This window comes from Pseudomonas putida (assembly GCF_002741075.1).
Classification (GTDB): domain Bacteria; phylum Pseudomonadota; class Gammaproteobacteria; order Pseudomonadales; family Pseudomonadaceae; genus Aquipseudomonas; species Aquipseudomonas putida_T.
Genome location: NZ_CP016634.1, coordinates 4,501,301 through 4,515,350, shown reverse-complemented (window position 1 = coordinate 4,515,350; position 14,050 = coordinate 4,501,301). Strand labels below are relative to the sequence as shown.

16 protein-coding genes are annotated in these 14,050 nt (G+C 54.2%); 4 read left to right on the top strand and 12 right to left on the bottom strand.

Annotation, left to right across the window (positions count from 1 at the left end; genetic code table 11):
- The first annotated feature begins 3 nt into the window (after positions 1 to 3).
- From IEC33019_RS27420 to IEC33019_RS21080, 3 genes are read left to right on the top strand one after another with little or no spacing between them, the layout of a single operon-like run.
- Positions 4 to 156, top strand: a complete 153-nt coding sequence (locus IEC33019_RS27420; RefSeq protein ID WP_155738420.1) for a hypothetical protein — start codon at positions 4 to 6, stop codon at positions 154 to 156.
- Entirely contained in the window at positions 153 to 1,598 is a 1,446-nt protein-coding gene (locus IEC33019_RS21085; RefSeq protein WP_081013923.1) for a purine-cytosine permease family protein, read from the top strand. Before IEC33019_RS27420 ends, IEC33019_RS21085 begins: the two co-directional genes overlap by 4 nt.
- A gap of 57 nt (positions 1,599 to 1,655) precedes the next feature.
- Complete coding sequence (locus tag IEC33019_RS21080; protein ID WP_054572126.1) at positions 1,656 to 2,021, top strand: nuclear transport factor 2 family protein; 366 nt, start codon at positions 1,656 to 1,658, stop codon at positions 2,019 to 2,021.
- 240 nt (positions 2,022 to 2,261) lie between these two features.
- Here the strand turns inward: IEC33019_RS21080 and IEC33019_RS21075 are convergent, their stop codons facing one another.
- The 5 genes from IEC33019_RS21075 to IEC33019_RS27880 all read right to left on the bottom strand — a co-directional run bounded on the left by IEC33019_RS21075 (position 2,262) and on the right by IEC33019_RS27880 (position 4,649).
- Positions 2,262 to 2,627: a histone-like nucleoid-structuring protein, MvaT/MvaU family gene (locus IEC33019_RS21075; RefSeq protein WP_054572125.1), complete on the bottom strand. Its 366-nt coding sequence runs from the start codon at positions 2,625 to 2,627 to the stop codon at positions 2,262 to 2,264.
- Between the two features lie 159 nt (positions 2,628 to 2,786).
- Positions 2,787 to 3,077 carry a hypothetical protein gene (locus IEC33019_RS21070; RefSeq protein WP_054572124.1) on the bottom strand — a complete coding sequence of 97 codons (291 nt, stop codon included), beginning with the start codon at positions 3,075 to 3,077 and terminating at the stop codon, positions 2,787 to 2,789.
- 267 nt (positions 3,078 to 3,344) lie between these two features.
- Positions 3,345 to 3,734, bottom strand: coding sequence for a hypothetical protein (locus tag IEC33019_RS27885; RefSeq protein WP_054572123.1), 390 nt, complete (start codon positions 3,732 to 3,734; stop codon positions 3,345 to 3,347).
- On the bottom strand, positions 3,731 to 4,207 hold the full coding sequence (locus IEC33019_RS21060) for a hypothetical protein (RefSeq protein ID WP_054572122.1): 477 nt from the start codon (positions 4,205 to 4,207) through the stop codon (positions 3,731 to 3,733). Before IEC33019_RS21060 ends, IEC33019_RS27885 begins: the two co-directional genes overlap by 4 nt.
- A gap of 43 nt (positions 4,208 to 4,250) precedes the next feature.
- Positions 4,251 to 4,649, bottom strand: coding sequence for a DUF6957 family protein (locus tag IEC33019_RS27880; RefSeq protein WP_054572121.1), 399 nt, complete (start codon positions 4,647 to 4,649; stop codon positions 4,251 to 4,253).
- Between the two features lie 144 nt (positions 4,650 to 4,793).
- On the opposite strand from IEC33019_RS27880, the gene IEC33019_RS21050 reads away from it, so the two are divergent.
- Positions 4,794 to 5,261 carry a helix-turn-helix domain-containing protein gene (locus IEC33019_RS21050; RefSeq protein ID WP_054572120.1) on the top strand — a complete coding sequence of 156 codons (468 nt, stop codon included), beginning with the start codon at positions 4,794 to 4,796 and terminating at the stop codon, positions 5,259 to 5,261.
- A 186-nt stretch (positions 5,262 to 5,447) separates the two neighbouring features.
- Here the strand turns inward: IEC33019_RS21050 and IEC33019_RS21045 are convergent, their stop codons facing one another.
- The 7 genes from IEC33019_RS21045 to IEC33019_RS21015 all read right to left on the bottom strand — a co-directional run bounded on the left by IEC33019_RS21045 (position 5,448) and on the right by IEC33019_RS21015 (position 14,041).
- Positions 5,448 to 6,512 (bottom strand): hypothetical protein, encoded by a 1,065-nt coding sequence (locus tag IEC33019_RS21045; protein WP_054572119.1) that lies wholly within the window; start codon positions 6,510 to 6,512, stop codon positions 5,448 to 5,450.
- Positions 6,513 to 6,691: 179 nt separating this feature from the next.
- Positions 6,692 to 7,030 (bottom strand): DUF7706 family protein, encoded by a 339-nt coding sequence (locus IEC33019_RS27645; protein WP_054572118.1) that lies wholly within the window; start codon positions 7,028 to 7,030, stop codon positions 6,692 to 6,694.
- A 170-nt stretch (positions 7,031 to 7,200) separates the two neighbouring features.
- On the bottom strand, positions 7,201 to 7,425 hold the full coding sequence (locus tag IEC33019_RS21035; RefSeq protein ID WP_054572117.1) for a hypothetical protein: 225 nt from the start codon (positions 7,423 to 7,425) through the stop codon (positions 7,201 to 7,203).
- Positions 7,426 to 7,437: 12 nt separating this feature from the next.
- Positions 7,438 to 7,947 carry a hypothetical protein gene (locus tag IEC33019_RS21030; RefSeq protein ID WP_054572116.1) on the bottom strand — a complete coding sequence of 170 codons (510 nt, stop codon included), beginning with the start codon at positions 7,945 to 7,947 and terminating at the stop codon, positions 7,438 to 7,440.
- Positions 7,944 to 10,073 (bottom strand): hypothetical protein, encoded by a 2,130-nt coding sequence (locus IEC33019_RS21025; RefSeq protein WP_087535083.1) that lies wholly within the window; start codon positions 10,071 to 10,073, stop codon positions 7,944 to 7,946. The genes IEC33019_RS21030 and IEC33019_RS21025 overlap by 4 nt, the downstream gene beginning before the upstream one ends.
- Positions 10,070 to 12,502: a site-specific integrase gene (locus tag IEC33019_RS21020; protein WP_061202538.1), complete on the bottom strand. Its 2,433-nt coding sequence runs from the start codon at positions 12,500 to 12,502 to the stop codon at positions 10,070 to 10,072. The genes IEC33019_RS21025 and IEC33019_RS21020 overlap by 4 nt, the downstream gene beginning before the upstream one ends.
- Before the next feature lie 276 nt (positions 12,503 to 12,778).
- Positions 12,779 to 14,041 (bottom strand): tyrosine-type recombinase/integrase, encoded by a 1,263-nt coding sequence (locus IEC33019_RS21015; protein ID WP_054572213.1) that lies wholly within the window; start codon positions 14,039 to 14,041, stop codon positions 12,779 to 12,781.
- Positions 14,042 to 14,050 lie beyond the last annotated feature (9 nt).

Sequence of the window (14,050 nt, the reverse complement as noted above, 5' to 3'; positions counted from 1 at the left end):
AAAATGCGTGCTTTACCGCTCGAACTTGAACAAAGAATAGCTCTGCTCGAAGAAGAACAAAATCAAGGAGCTGATTTTGACACCGCAACATGGTTCTGGCTCATTATTCTGGGGGTTATTATCCCAGTCGCCGTGGCTGTATGGGGGTGGGCATGACTAAGCACAATGTGGCCGAAGCCGTTGCCGACACCTCGGCCTGGCCTCTGCTTCCAGCAGAACGTGTTTGGGGAAGCTGGCAACTCCTCATCGCCCTTACAACGGCAGGAGCTGCTACCTGGTGTTACATCATTGGTGAGTACGTAGGTTATTACCTTAATTTCCGTCAAGGATTTGCGGCCCTTACTGCAGGATGTATGTTCGGGATGCTGATCACCGTATTGGCAGCATTGCCCATTTGCTGCCGTTTCGGTGTTGACTCCATTGCCTCGAGCAAGCCTGCTTTTGGCACCAAGGGGTGGGTTATCCCCGCAAGCTTACAATTCCTATCCATCCTTGGCTGGAACTGTCTGCTGCTAATTTTCTTCGGAAAATCCACAGCCCAATTCTTAGTCGCCGTTGGCCTCACTACCCCCGCACACAGTGGTATCGTTGAGCCGTGCGCTACGCTCTTCGCTTGCGTCTTGGTAATGCTACTGCTACTCAGAGGTTCTGGCGGTGTAGATCGAGTTGCGAAAATTTTGGTAGCCCATGTTTTCGTTGGCCTCTGGATGCTGTACATCATCGTGAACGAGCGCTGGGACGATTTGGCGATGGCAAAGCCAGCGCAGGCCTCGGCTGACCCTGTATGGAATTTCGTGACGGGCCTGGAACTAGGCATCGCAGCATCGCTGTCTTGGTGGCCATACATAGGGGCGATGTCCCGAATGGTTCCTAACGGCAAAAAAGCCGCTGTGCCGGCGATGCTAGGGCTGGGTGGTTCAGTCGCAGCGTTGAGTTTGATTGGGGTGGCAGGTGTTCTGGTTCTGAAAGTTTCAGACCCATCAGAATGGCTTCGAACGGTAGGCGGGCCGACCTACGCCATTATCTCGTTGGCCTTCGTCACTGCAGCAAACCTGGGCACAGCAGTAGCCGGTATCTACTGCTCCGCTCTGGGCTTGCGCCACTACAAAGTATTCGAAGAGATTTCGTGGAAGGTACTCCTGGTTATAATCATCACGCCTATCGCGATTATTGGTCTGGCAATACCGAACCTGTTCTTCAATAACTTCTCTGCGTTCCTCGGCTTTATTGGAGTTGGCTTCGCTCCGCTTTGTGGCATTCAGATTACTGATTACTATCTCTTGAGGAGAGGGAAAATCAATGTGCGGGGTCTGTTTGACGAAAGCGAGCCAATCTATCGTTATTGGAAAGGCGTGAACCCGGCAGCAGTCTTGGCTATGGTTGCTGGTGTTGCATCTTATATTTACGTTCTAAACCCACTGACCTTTGCTTCCAACGCTCCATACCCGTTGATACCTGCTTCCATTTTGGCGGCGGTGGTAGCGAGCGTAGTATTCCTGCTCGTTACTCGACTCGTAGTGATTCCGTCTGGTAAAGGTGGCTACCCAAAGACTGAAAAGGTCTATCAGCCTGAAGAGCACAGTACCCCACCTATCTGAAACAAGCCCGCCAGCTAAATCTGGCGGGCATCACCTTTAATGAATCCAGGTATCGGAATGACCACACTGACAACAGAACTTTTAGACGACATCGTTGCCGCCTTCAACGAGCATGACGCCGAGAAAGTCGTTAGCTTTTTTCACACAGAAGGTGAGCTGATAAGCGCGAGCGGTGGCAATGGCCGAGGCACTCTCACGAAGGGCAGAGACGCCATTAGGGAGGCCCTCAAGGCAAGGTTCACCGCCAGCCCTGATATCCAGTGGATGGAAGGCATGAGCTGGATCGCTGCAAATCAAGCGGTGACTGAATTTCGAGTGGTCGCGACCTTGCCAGATGGTGGGAAACTGGACGTTCTGGGGTGCGACGTCTGGGAGTTTTCCGGAGATAAAATTCTCCGCAAAAACACCTACTACAAACAGTAGATCTGGTGGCCAAGCTCTACCTACCAATGAGCAGACCAGTTACGCCCTCTGGCAACCCGGATCACGAGTAGAAAAAAACGCCAGGGTTGGCGGTTTTTCAAAGTCTTGCTCGGGGTTGCCGGCTGTCCATGACGGGGTTTAGAGTGTCGTGAAGAGGTCTTTTCCTCAGAGAGGTATCGGTGCCGGATACGTACCAGATGAGGCTAACTAGAGGGCCGTCATCACGTCAAGGCGCTGTGCTTACTGCAGCCACGATTCCACGGTCTCAGCGCCATGCTCAGCTTTCCATGCCTTCAGAACGGCGTGGTTGCCGCCTTTAGTCTGCACGACTTCACCGTTGTGCGGGTTTTTGTAGACCTTCACTTCACGCGGCTTGCGAGTCGACTTCTCTTGGGCCTGGGGGGCCTGACGGCGAGTGCCTGCTTGTGGGTCAAGAATGTTGACTACCTCGCGGAGGCTGTAGCCGTACTCACCAAGCAATGCACGGAGTTTGTCTTCAAACTCCATTTCAGCCTGGATAGCGCCGTCACTTTTCATGGCTTCCAACTCAGCGAGTTGCTGGGCAAGCTGCTGCTCAAGGCGACGGAATTCTGCGAGACGAGACATTGTTAGCTTCCTAAATGGTCGGTCGTGCAAGAGTACATTCTGACCACACCGACCGCTACTCAGAAACGAGCGAAGCAATAATGCTATGTGCCGAGCAAAGCGTGCTGACCCACGCTGTGCCCACCCGTTTTCCTGGGGAGCTACAGAACGAGCAGGTCTTCAGCGATAGCTCGATGGCCACATCAACGGCGCCTCGGCAGTACGCGTCCCCGCCATCGTAGAAAAGTGCAGCTCGCCTAATTTGGATTTGATCTGCGAGACGGTAACGGGCATCACCTCTGGGTGCCGAACCAAGTGAACCTGCAATGTGTCGCAAAGCGCGAGGAGGATGTTCTTCCCACCTGGGCCACAGCAAATCTCATCGACGCCAAGATCAGAGAACATCTGAGGGTAGCGCTGACGAAACTCCCCAATATCGATCTCGGGAAGGGCTTCCGGGGACTGACTCATAGTGCTCAAGGCTTTCCAGAAGGAGTAGAGGCCCCGGCCATGGTGTGATTTGCGATCAAAATGGCAAGCAGAGCGCGCCGGCCAGGGATGGCCGAGAGGCGTGAGGATGGACGCCCCCAACGGGGCCGAGACCGGCAAAGCCGGGCTCGGTTTACGACAGCCGGCCCCAGAGGGGCACGCCCAGGACTTAGCGGTGCATTTTGCTGAGCCGCTCGACCAGTCTAGCGGGTGGGTACAGCTCAGCGTGACCAAGCTCGATTTTATAAATCACTGGAGACGGTTGGGTGTTGGCATATAGCGATCACCTGCCAAACGCCGAAACTCTTGAAGGCTTCGCCGCCCCCCATCTTTCCTAAACGTAGCCACCACGTACCTGGAGTTAAGGGTCGTGATAACCCAGAACCTCCCTTCTTTGGCCACAGACTGAATGTCAGATGTGCGGATCAGGTGGCCGTCTGCGAACCTACCAGTCGGGTGCTCAAGTAGGTGGCCAAATACAATGCCCACGGCGCTGCACGCGTGAATCTGGACGTTTACAAGATAGGCAGTTACCAGGGACTCATAGTCCTGGTTCACCGCTCGAGCAATCCGTAGCAGATCGAAGTCGCTAAAGCGCTTCACATGGAAGTCGACCGCGACAGTGTTGATATCTGTCACGAGTGAGAACTCCGAGGTTCAGCCCCGGCATTCGGCTTTGTGGCACGACGTCGGTACAGCTCCTTCACGCCGGTCAGGGACTCGACATCAAGCCTAGGCTCGTGCGTATCGACGTATACGGCGCCGCTCTCGACCTCAAGCACACAGATGGGCACTTCTGCACGGTCGTAGCCCATCGACAACGACTTGAGCTTCTCCATCTTCCAACCAGTGCCCTTGTTCATCCAGCCGGGAGTCATGACTTGAACATCCTGTACCACCAGGCACTCGTTCTGAGCCAACAGCAACTCCATGAGTCGCGGCTCATCGTTGAGCATCTCTTCATAGTCGACGAACCGATCCTCGTGCTGGCGCTTGAGGCTGACGTGATACCAGTGCGTCGCCAGGGATCGGGTGACTGCATGAAAGTGAGCGAGGCCATCCCCAAACATACCCACGGGGCCAGCCTGGTCTTGCGTGCTAATGCGGAACATCGTGAATCTCATCTGGGCAAGTCCGCCAGGCGGAGCTTGCGGGTCAAAATAATCCGAATATTGTCTTGAGCGAGGCAGTTTGCTCGCGACCTTGGCCGATCAACACATACACCGTGTTCCGTGTCTCAAACATGCATACGCCGTCATAGGTCTTGCACAGCGTCGACCGCACCCATCCGCCAGGCGGGAACCGCCCCTGGCTGTCGTAGGTGACGCAATGGGAGTACAGGAACATCGGCTGCAGGCCTGCAGATCGAACCCTCGCGAGCGACTCAGGCGGCTCATCGACGTGGAAAAGAAGCCAGTCCTCAACAAGGCAGTACGGTCTACGGGGGAAGCGTTCGGCGAGCAGTGCCTCAATCTCAGGTCGAGACAGGGATGTGCCAGCGGAAGAGATTTTTCCTTCCTGGAGCAACTCGTGCTCAACAGAGCTATCAGTCACCAAGTACCTCGGTATCCAAAACGACGAGGTGATGTGCGAACGGGATCGTAGCGGCAGATCGCCATTCGACTCACTCGAACCAATATATCTGTTTGAGCGAGTCGAGGCAAACGAGGCATACCGTCTCATTTTGCGGAGGCAGAAATGCCGCTACGCCATTCTCTCGCCGCCGTGCTTCAGTCGCTGCGAACGCAGCAAGGCCTGTCTCAGCAGGAGATCTCCGGCCTGGTTCGTCAACAAACGATCAGCGAGCTGGAAGCTGCTCGCTTCACGGCCACCATTGATACCGTGAGGGATCTGGCCATTTCGTTGAACATCAGCCCAGCCACCCTGTTCGCCATGGTGATTGCTGCTGAGAATCAGCAGACAACACACCAGGTGCTGATCGACGCAATTGTGGAAGCGGAGGCCTTGGGCAGAGCCAACGAGATCATGGAACGACGGCCTCGCGAGATTGAGCATCCACGAGTCACGGCTGCCAGAGAGAAGTGGAAGGCAGTTCAAGCGCTGAAAAAAGACGGCCTCACCCAGGCTGAGGTGTCCCGTGCTCTGGGGTACTCGAAGGGCACTGTGTGGCGGCTTTGGGAGCGGGAGCCAGGCAGCTGCGGCTGAGAGGCTCAGGGCGATACGAGAGCTGAAGGAGGCCGGCCTCTCTCTGGCCGAGGTCTTCAAGAAGCGGGTTGCCGAGTAGCACGGTTGGGCGTGGCACGCAGGTTAGTAATAACCGAGCGCTCTTGTTGGAGCACTATTCATTACACGGCATCTTAGGGAGAAATCACGACGCGGCGGCTGATGCGGCTACGGAGAGGGCGTCTCCACGAAATCCTTGTCTTTGCCCGTAAAGAACATCATGGCCGTTCGGGACTGCAAGCAGTTTTCCGCTTCCTCACTGAACAGTGATCGTTCAACAGGATCAGCCCAAATTTGAGCCACCCCCTCTTTGCGGAATACCTCCAACGGGAGAGGAATCGACGCATACGGATTGTGATAGATCCTCAGCCCATCGGTGATCTTTTCCGAGCATTCATCGCCCTTAGAAACAACGTGCTCCAAGCCGCTCGGTGATGACCAGATCGAACGAATGATCGCAGTCGGGCAACCGGACATCGCATCTACTTTCCCCCAAGTGCCCAGGTGGCTGAACACCACTGCGCTGATGTGGCTGAAGCGCGGACAGTCGAAGAAACCCAGCTCGATCTCTGCGCCATTGTCTTTTTGCACGCTCCCCAAGGTTTTCCCTTCAAGACCATTGGGGAAGCGCCCAGGATTGGCTATGTATTCGGACTCATCCACGTAGTAGTCGAACAGCAAGGCTTCGATTGGTCGAAAAGCTTGCAGTTGAAAACCGGGTTGCTCAAACGGGGCAAGGGCGAGGACAAAGGGTCGGTCTTTGACATGGTCATGGTGGGCATATTTGTCATCGAATTTTCGCGACTTGCTCATAAAGGCATTAGCCAAGCGAATGATGGCAACCCGATTGAGTTCGTTGAAATCGACGTCCTTGTAAAACTCGGGCGTCATTCCCAACCCCCATTCGGGCGTTGCGTCAGCGGCATGGTTGGCCGTGGTAGCCTCGACGGTGAACGTCACTTCACCCGCTGTGAGCAGAAAGTCGGGTGCAGGGTGAGTCCAGTCAAATGAGAAGCCATAGTCGCGAAAAGTCGCGTGAAGGTAGATCTCCCAGAAGCTTGAGTTGAAGGTCGTCTGAAACTCCTTCACAAACTTATTATCCCTGTCGGGGAACCCCTCAAGCCAACGCAGAAGCTCCTCTCTCTGATAGTGCCGGCCTTTACGCCCGTCGGTGATCGTTTTGAAATGAGGATGGAGCTTGTCGGTATGGTAGAGAGGCGTAAGCAAGTCCACTGGAGCCACCGTCGCTGCAGAATGATGACATAAGGTAGTGCCTGTCATCGTATCTAGGAAGGGCTAGACCTAGAGCATGTCAGCGTGATGCAGAGGCCCCAACCATTGCGCTTCACGCCCGTCGTAAATTTCCCCACCTGCCCGGCAAAAAAAAGTCAGTTGGCCGAACAAGCGCTCGATCAGCGTGGGTTATAACCACTACGGGCCAGGGCATCCTGCAGCTTTCCGACAGCAGCTCGGATTGAATAGGCTTCGTGATCATCTATTGCGCACCCACGAAACTCGCTCCAGTGGGCCCGCTTAAAGAATTGGGCAAGTGCCATAGTCTCTCCGTGGCTCAACTCGGCGTCCGCCTGGCAGCCATCGATCTCGAAAATCACTCTGACATTGCTGTACTGGGTCAGCTTGCTCATGGGGGTGCTCCTCTTGGGGCATTTTGGCGGATTGTGGACGAATTGCTTCATTTGTTCTCGTGACGCTATCACCTGATCACGAATCTCTTCGGGATCGATGGCCATGCCACCTCCAGGTGTCGTTCTCAGCGTCTTCAATGAGTTCACCGCGTCGATGAACGCCCGCTCTCTGGCTTTCTCAAGCTCAGAGCGATTATCTCCAATGGCGTGGTTCCACAGGCGTCTGACGAAGCTTACGGCAGCCCGCCTCGAGCAACGGTACATAGATTTTGCTATCACAATTCGCGCTCGCGCCGGCGAGTGGCTGCATTCGACCTATCCATCCAGTCGTCATGCTCCTCATCATCAATAAGCGTCGACAAAGCGTTAAGAAGACGATCTCGGATTACACGCTGCTGTTCCCAGAGTGAATCCAGGTCGGGAGCATCACTCATCGCGTCAATCGCTTCCTCGACCGCCTCCAGTTCGTCAGCACGAGCTTTCTCAAATTCTGAATTCATCTGGCACATCTCCTATCCACCCATTCGGCCTTGCAGCTGCTGAATCTCATCCTGGAGAACCACGATTGTGTGCTCCAGCTTGCGGATGTTGACTCGCATTTGATTGATGACCCTCAGGGCTTCCTGATGATCGTCCATGTACATATCGCGAGCCTTCTCCGTCTCCCTGAGGTTGTTGAGCAATTCGGTGTTGGCAGCTCGAGCGTCTTGAACCTGGGTGAACCAATAGACGATCTCAACCCTGCTGAGCTCCAGCAACTCCTCAGGTGTGCGCGTCTGAGCTTTCGCGGCTGCCTCGTCGTTTTTTTGCTGAGCACGCTCGGCCTTGATTTCTTGCAGACGCTCAAGCGGCCAGACGCGATGGTAGATGGTGTTCCGATGTACTCCAGCCAGCTTGGCCAACTGGGTTGCGTTGGCCGAGATTGAAGAGTCTTTTTCCATTTTCTTCAGTGCAGCATCAAGCGCCAACGTAACAGCCTCGAAGTTCTCCTCATTCTTGGCGTCATAGGCGGCTGTACTCACACAGATACCTCAATGCCGAGTTGCGTGAGCACGCCTTTGGCCTCGGCTATCACGAGCTTCATTTGCTCGATGGACAAGGCAACGTCATCCAGATCTCTCAGTTCTGCAAAGGCCGCAGCCGGATCCGTTTCGTAGCGCCTGAGCGCCAGGGTGTTTTGAACATAGATCTCTTGCCACTTGGGTGCATTGGCCTCTGTCACCACCGCGTTCTGGCACCGGTTGGGGTTGCACCGCAGTGAGCCGATGCAGGGAATGGACGGATCATCCAGATCCGTCGCATTGCCGTAGCAATATCCTTGACCGACGTTGATGACCGCGAAATTAAGCTCAACCATCCGCTCAAAAATTTCGTCGTTCGAATAGCCTGCCTCGAGATAGCCCCTGAAGTATTTCTTGAGCCGAGCACGGTGCGCGGGTGCATTGTCGCCGGCATAACCCCCGTCGGGGTCTAAGGAATTCATGATGAACTCCTTCTCGGCATCCCTTCGACCGGGGGCATCTGAGCCACCACCTGAACTTAGGGCTTCACCGATGCCGCCGTAGTCAATCGTAACGGTGCCGACCCGGTTGTGACGCCTATCTTGGCCGATGGTACTGGCATGGTGACCAAAGTGCTTAAGCTGGTAGGAAATGAACGGCAGTCCTACAGCAGCCCTGAACATCTGGTTGGAGAGTGAGTGCCTCAGTGTGTAGGGCGATACATCCAGCTCTTCGAGTTCGTCGAAGGTCACGGTGTTGGCCAAGAAAGTACAGAGTTGATGGGTTAACCCAGACCCGCTCAACGAGTTGGCCTCATGTTGCATGCCTGGCTTCACGGTGTTCATGTTGGCGAACAGGTAGGGGTTCTGCTTGAACCGGTTCAGGATCCGCAGCACTTGGACTGCATCCTTGACGATTGGGATCGCAACCCACTTGTCATCGAAAAGCTTCCTGAGGACTTCCTGATGTTTGATGACACCGCTGATGATGAGGTCGTGCCCGAATTCATCAACTGTCAGGCAGCTATCAACCAGACAACCGGCTAGCTCTGATGGCCTCATTCCAGTGTACTGACCAATGATGTAGCAGGCGCTGTTGTTGATGTGGGTGAGGTACTCATACAGCTCGTTGTCCATTGGAGCTCGTGTCAATTTACACAGCGCTTCCTTGTCCTTCAGCATCCCAGGGTTTTGGGGTGACCAGTATTCAGGCTCCAGCTTGTAGAGGAAGGGCTTGATCTGGAGGCCCGTGTAGCCCCTTGAGGTCATCCGGTATGCAACGTAGATGTCGTAATTTCTCCGCGTGATATTGGCGCTCCTGGCCTTCTGATATTCAGCCAAATCGAGCCGGCTCAGCGTGTACTGATCGCAGATGTCTTCCTTCAGCGCTCTGAGGAAATCGACAACGGCGAACGAGCCCTCACGGGAGCACTTTTCGAAAATATGATTACTGAACCATTTTTTTCTGGTGCGGTTTTTTTTGTTGGTAAAGCTGTTGTACTTCCACTTCAAGGCCTCCAGATCCACATAGGCCAAAGGCTTAGAAAATAGGTTTTCGACCAGGAAGTGAGATCGTAATACCTGGAAACCTTGAAGGGTTGGCCCCCTGAAGGCTCGGTCAAAGTGTTCAGCCCCCGCCCGATAGTCTTGTTCGGTGAAGTCGGCCAAGCTGAAGTGCGATCTTTCGAAGAAGTGATCCCCATGTTCCGCTCGCTTACGAGCACACATTTGATCGATAAACGGAATCACGGATTTGAACATGTCCAAGACTGAGTGAGGTTTGCGGCTCTTAGATTTTCGACTGAAGTGAAGAGCCCCTGGAATCTCCAGCACGCACAGCATGGCCATCTTCAGCTCGAACAGGATAGTGCTGTTAAGGCTCTCATAGACCCCGAAATCGATGCGCGATTTGGCGCCCTGGATGTCCCTCGCAAGTGCGTGAGGCTCACCGTTGAAATCCCAGAGCATATCCTTTACGAGGCTCAATTTGCTGGCTGGGAGGTTCATCAGTGCTGCGAGCAGCTCAAGTGCGTTCACCCCATCGTTGGAGTGGGAGGTGACTGCGATGAGCTCGTTGCCCAAGTAGCCCAAGAACCGCTCGCGCACGGCTTTGATTTTGTAAATGAGGCTATCGAACCCGAGGATCACAGGGAGACCGTCTCAATCAGAGGGCTAGGGATGATGTGCTCTGCCAGACGACGAGCCTCATCCAGTTGCTCCGCTGTGAAGCCGTGGTCAGACGGCGTGAGGATACTTTCCAGTACCTCAAGGTTCTCGCGGATGACAGCGCCATAGGGTGTTTCTGCCACGTTGCTTGTGGACATAATCGAGGTGTAGTCCCACTGCATGGCAAAAAGGTCGGGCAGATTCGACACAGTGATGATGGAGTTGCTACAGGACAGGCACTTGTTGAGCAGCGAGCACTTACTGCCTTTTTTGTAGCTCGGCAGCCTTTTAATTTCATCAGGAGGGTTAAGCGCATCCTTGCAACTGACGAGGCCCGTCCGAATGATGATCGGCGATGAGGTTGCCGCAGGGGGAGTTGGCTTGACCTGCTGGCTATCGCGAATAATCGTGCCTTTGTGAATTTGGGTGAGCGCTTTGGTGTTGACCTCACGAGCTGTTTTGTTGAATTCGAGCTTGTCGAGATAGCTCTGGGTGGCTTGTATCGACTTGTGCCCAAGTATTACCTGGATTTCCCTGACCGATAGGCCTAGCGCTACGAGGTCGGCCACGAGGCTCGGGCGCAGTCGAGAAGCCGAGATATTCAGCGGCTGCCCGTCCTCAGTTTTGAGGTCGTGATCCATGGCTAACTGGTTCATCACATTGTTGATGACAGTTGAGTCCTCGAACGACTTCACCTTCCGGAATTCGGATTGCTTCTGCGACTCGTAGATGAACAGCCTCTCTTTGATTGGCCCTTCAGCGCGCTCGCGAATGTGGTGGGTCAGGTAGATGACCTCGTCGAAGATCTTCTTGATCTCAATGCTTTGTGCCCGTGAGTACCATGTCCAATCCGCGTGCATCATGTCGAGATGAAGAACCTTCCCCCCACCTGAGCGCACTTTCCAGTAACGCAGGTATGGGCGATGGGTCACCTCGTGGCGCTCGACGAAATCATCGATGTCCAAGCTTTTGAGAGAGTCCGCGTTCAACCCCGTCACCTGCGCAAGGCGTGTGATGTATGGCGCCAGCATCCTCGAGGTAACATGGTAAATAACACCCCAGCTGGCATACGTCTCAGCGATTCCTAGCCCGCCGATCTTCAGCAACCGCACAAAGGCTTGCTCATATTTGTCATCAGGATCAGCCGACCACCGGCTAATCATCCTGCCGTTGAGCTTGTTCTCAAATATCCAGCGAGCGTTCTCTAAGGTGGCCATACCTCTCACAAGGTATCCGTCCTCACCCAACGGATCACTGCCACCATGGAAGGGTACATAGTCCTTTGCTAGCTCGTTAGTCTGTAGCCGCTCCATGTCACAAGCTTGCTGGATCGCCGTTCGTGCGTACTTCGGGTATGGGCGATATTCATCCGTCTCTCGAGCGGTGTTGAATCCTTCCACATCAATAAATGATGTGAGGCCCATTCCGCGAATCTTCACTGCTCGCTTGAGCATCGAACGGACTGCCGACAAGACACCCTGTGAGTAGAGTGACGTAAGTATGTTGGCCTCCATTTGATCGGTGAGGTACTTCCTGAAACGCGTCAGGTAGTGTGCTGTAACGTACTCCCGAGGATCCTCATTTCCCGTGAAGCCAACCTCACTCAGATGCAGGGTCACCAGTCGGAAACCATCACTATAATTCTGCTGGCCGGATGCGGATTTCGACTTCAGCGACGCCGCAGCAAACATGTGCAGGAGCTTGCTGAAGGGCCTATTGGGATCCTCCACCAGGTCTTCGTACTTTGAGAGTCCGATGAGCCTGAGCTCAGCGAGCGCCTTAGTCAGGGAGTCCTTTGGCGCGGCCTGCTGTTTTTTAAGCTCGGCTTCGACCTCTCGTTCCTTACAGTTTTTGTAGTCTGCCTTGATGACGCCAAGCCGCGTGAGGTCAGTGAGGATGTCTTGGAAGGTCTGCTCAACGATGACGAATTTGGAGCGGGCCCACTTCAGGTTTTTCATCCCGTCGACCTGGAACAAGCTGGCCTTCGACGAGATGGTATTGCCGAATACTGGGACGTTTTGCTTCTCTGCCTCTGTCAGGCCTTCGTACCAGCAGAGAAGCTTCCGGCGCCACTCATTCGCGATTGAGGGCTGGTCGGGGATCACGATCTGCTCCTCGATCATCCGCTGGATGATCGAGTCGAGGATGTCTTCCCTCGCGTTGAAGGTGTTGCCGCTTGTCTCCAGTTCATCCTTGAGATACGTGTAGGCTGGGCTCAGCTTTCCTCTCTGCGAGAGCTGCACGTTCAGGAGGGATTGGCGACTGCTCTTGATCTGCGTGGCCCACGCCTCAATTGCCTCGGTGACTTCGGACTCTTTCCGCTTGGGACGCCTGGCTTGGTCGGAAGCCTCAGATTCGCTGCGAGATTGACCGTCTGCCTGATCCTCAGGCGGCTGATGAGTGGTGCTCATTCTAGGCTTGCTCCCGATCCAGGTGAACGCAGAAGGACGTGGTGATTCCTCCCGAGTGGTAACCAGAATGAATACCATGACGGTGCGTTGGTCAAGCCGTAGAAATGTATAAAAACCTTATGAATCAATGAGTTAAGAGTATGCTGCTGGCATACCCTTAACGCTAAGCGCTTGTCCTATCAGGCATTTTTCGTGGCTGAGATGGCGGAATGTGTCAAAAGCAATTCGCGAAATTTTTTTTATCTGAGGCAGGGCCGGAGGGGTTTACGAGGCGGATCATTTTTTATCTCCGGTCTTGATGCGAATGGTCGTCCTCTCGCGTAGAACGTGCATCTCTCCGCACTTGGTTTTGATGAGGGAATCTGGCGTGCAGAGCTTTTGGTAGATGTCATGAGGGATCTGCGCATACCCCTCAGTCGTGGTGGTATACGAGTGGCCATGCCCTATCGAAAGCATTCCCAGGCGCTGGAAATAATCCTCTCCAAGATCAGGGCTTGTGAGCAGAAGGTACGCAGAACCATGTCGGAACTTGTGTGCTGAGATCTTTCGCGTGATCTTGCGTGACTTTCGCGCCCGCTTGGAGAGGCGCTCAAACAGCTTTTCAACGCTCTTAGTGGTGTAAGGCTTCCCATGTGAGTTGAAGAAAGCAGGCGTCTCTTTCGGGTCTCTGATGCGCTGGCTATAGCGGTGGTACAGCGGCGTCTTGTGGTAGTTCTCGATGCGTTCCAGTGTCGTCCTGCTGACGAGCGTTATCCTTGGGACTATTTGATTTTTTTTGCCCTTGCTGCCTTGGACATGCAAGGGGCTGTAGTCCGCATTCACCGGTATGTTGCACTCAGCGGAAACGTACTGGAGCTTCTGGTACTCAAGCGCATCGCGAATGTGCTGAAGCGTTATGCGGGGAACCTCAGACTCTCGAATGCCCGAGTCGTAAATCAGCTGCAGCATGCACCTCTCACGTTCTGATTTTGTATGCAGGATCATCTGTTCAAGCTCAAGCATGCTGCATGGCTGAACGATTGCTTTGATATTCGCCTTACCTGTTCGAATCGGCCCGTGCTCATAAGGATTGTCAGTCCGGAGCGGAGGCTTACCATTCAGGCTGATGCACAGATGGTGGCTGAAGAAATGGTTGTAGGCGGCATCTCGGCCTTGCACCGTTTTGGGAGCAAGGCCCGCACCATCCAGGCGACCCAAGTACACCTCTAGGCTACCTAACCCGATACTCAGCAGGAGATCGTCTCGGCGGGAGTTCTCGTACTCGGGTTTGGTCTTCTGGTCTTGAAGTAGGTACGAAATACGCCTGGCATAGGACAGAACGGTTTTGTCTGCCTTTGAGACGTTCCGGTAGTTCCGGCACAGATAGGAGGACACCAGAGGGAGGAGCTGTTCATCGTCATCAATCAGCCCGCACCCAGTTACCTTCACGGATGGTTCACTGCCTTCTGGCTGAGCTAGGAACTGTTCTCGGTATTTGCCATTGGCAAGGATGGAATTGCTTAGGTCAAGATCTCTGTCTCGCACCGCAATCACTTTCATATTCTGAGG

Excerpts from the sequence above, each read along its gene's own strand:
- IEC33019_RS21035 (WP_054572117.1), bottom strand. The coding sequence starts at position 7,425 with ATGAATTCAGAATTTGAGAAAGCTCGTGCTGACGAACTGGAGGCGGTC.
- IEC33019_RS27645 (WP_054572118.1), bottom strand. The coding sequence starts at position 7,030 with ATGGCCATCGATCCCGAAGAGATTCGTGATCAGGTGATAGCGTCACGA.
- IEC33019_RS21080 (WP_054572126.1), top strand. The coding sequence starts at position 1,656 with ATGACCACACTGACAACAGAACTTTTAGACGACATCGTTGCCGCCTTC.
- IEC33019_RS21075 (WP_054572125.1), bottom strand. The coding sequence starts at position 2,627 with ATGTCTCGTCTCGCAGAATTCCGTCGCCTTGAGCAGCAGCTTGCCCAG.
- IEC33019_RS21070 (WP_054572124.1), bottom strand. The coding sequence starts at position 3,077 with ATGAGTCAGTCCCCGGAAGCCCTTCCCGAGATCGATATTGGGGAGTTT.
- IEC33019_RS21020 (WP_061202538.1), bottom strand. The coding sequence starts at position 12,502 with ATGAGCACCACTCATCAGCCGCCTGAGGATCAGGCAGACGGTCAATCT.
- IEC33019_RS27420 (WP_155738420.1), top strand. The coding sequence starts at position 4 with ATGCGTGCTTTACCGCTCGAACTTGAACAAAGAATAGCTCTGCTCGAA.
- IEC33019_RS21060 (WP_054572122.1), bottom strand. The coding sequence starts at position 4,207 with ATGTTCCGCATTAGCACGCAAGACCAGGCTGGCCCCGTGGGTATGTTT.
- IEC33019_RS21085 (WP_081013923.1), top strand. The coding sequence starts at position 153 with ATGACTAAGCACAATGTGGCCGAAGCCGTTGCCGACACCTCGGCCTGG.
- IEC33019_RS21050 (WP_054572120.1), top strand. The coding sequence starts at position 4,794 with ATGCCGCTACGCCATTCTCTCGCCGCCGTGCTTCAGTCGCTGCGAACG.
- IEC33019_RS21015 (WP_054572213.1), bottom strand. The coding sequence starts at position 14,041 with ATGAAAGTGATTGCGGTGCGAGACAGAGATCTTGACCTAAGCAATTCC.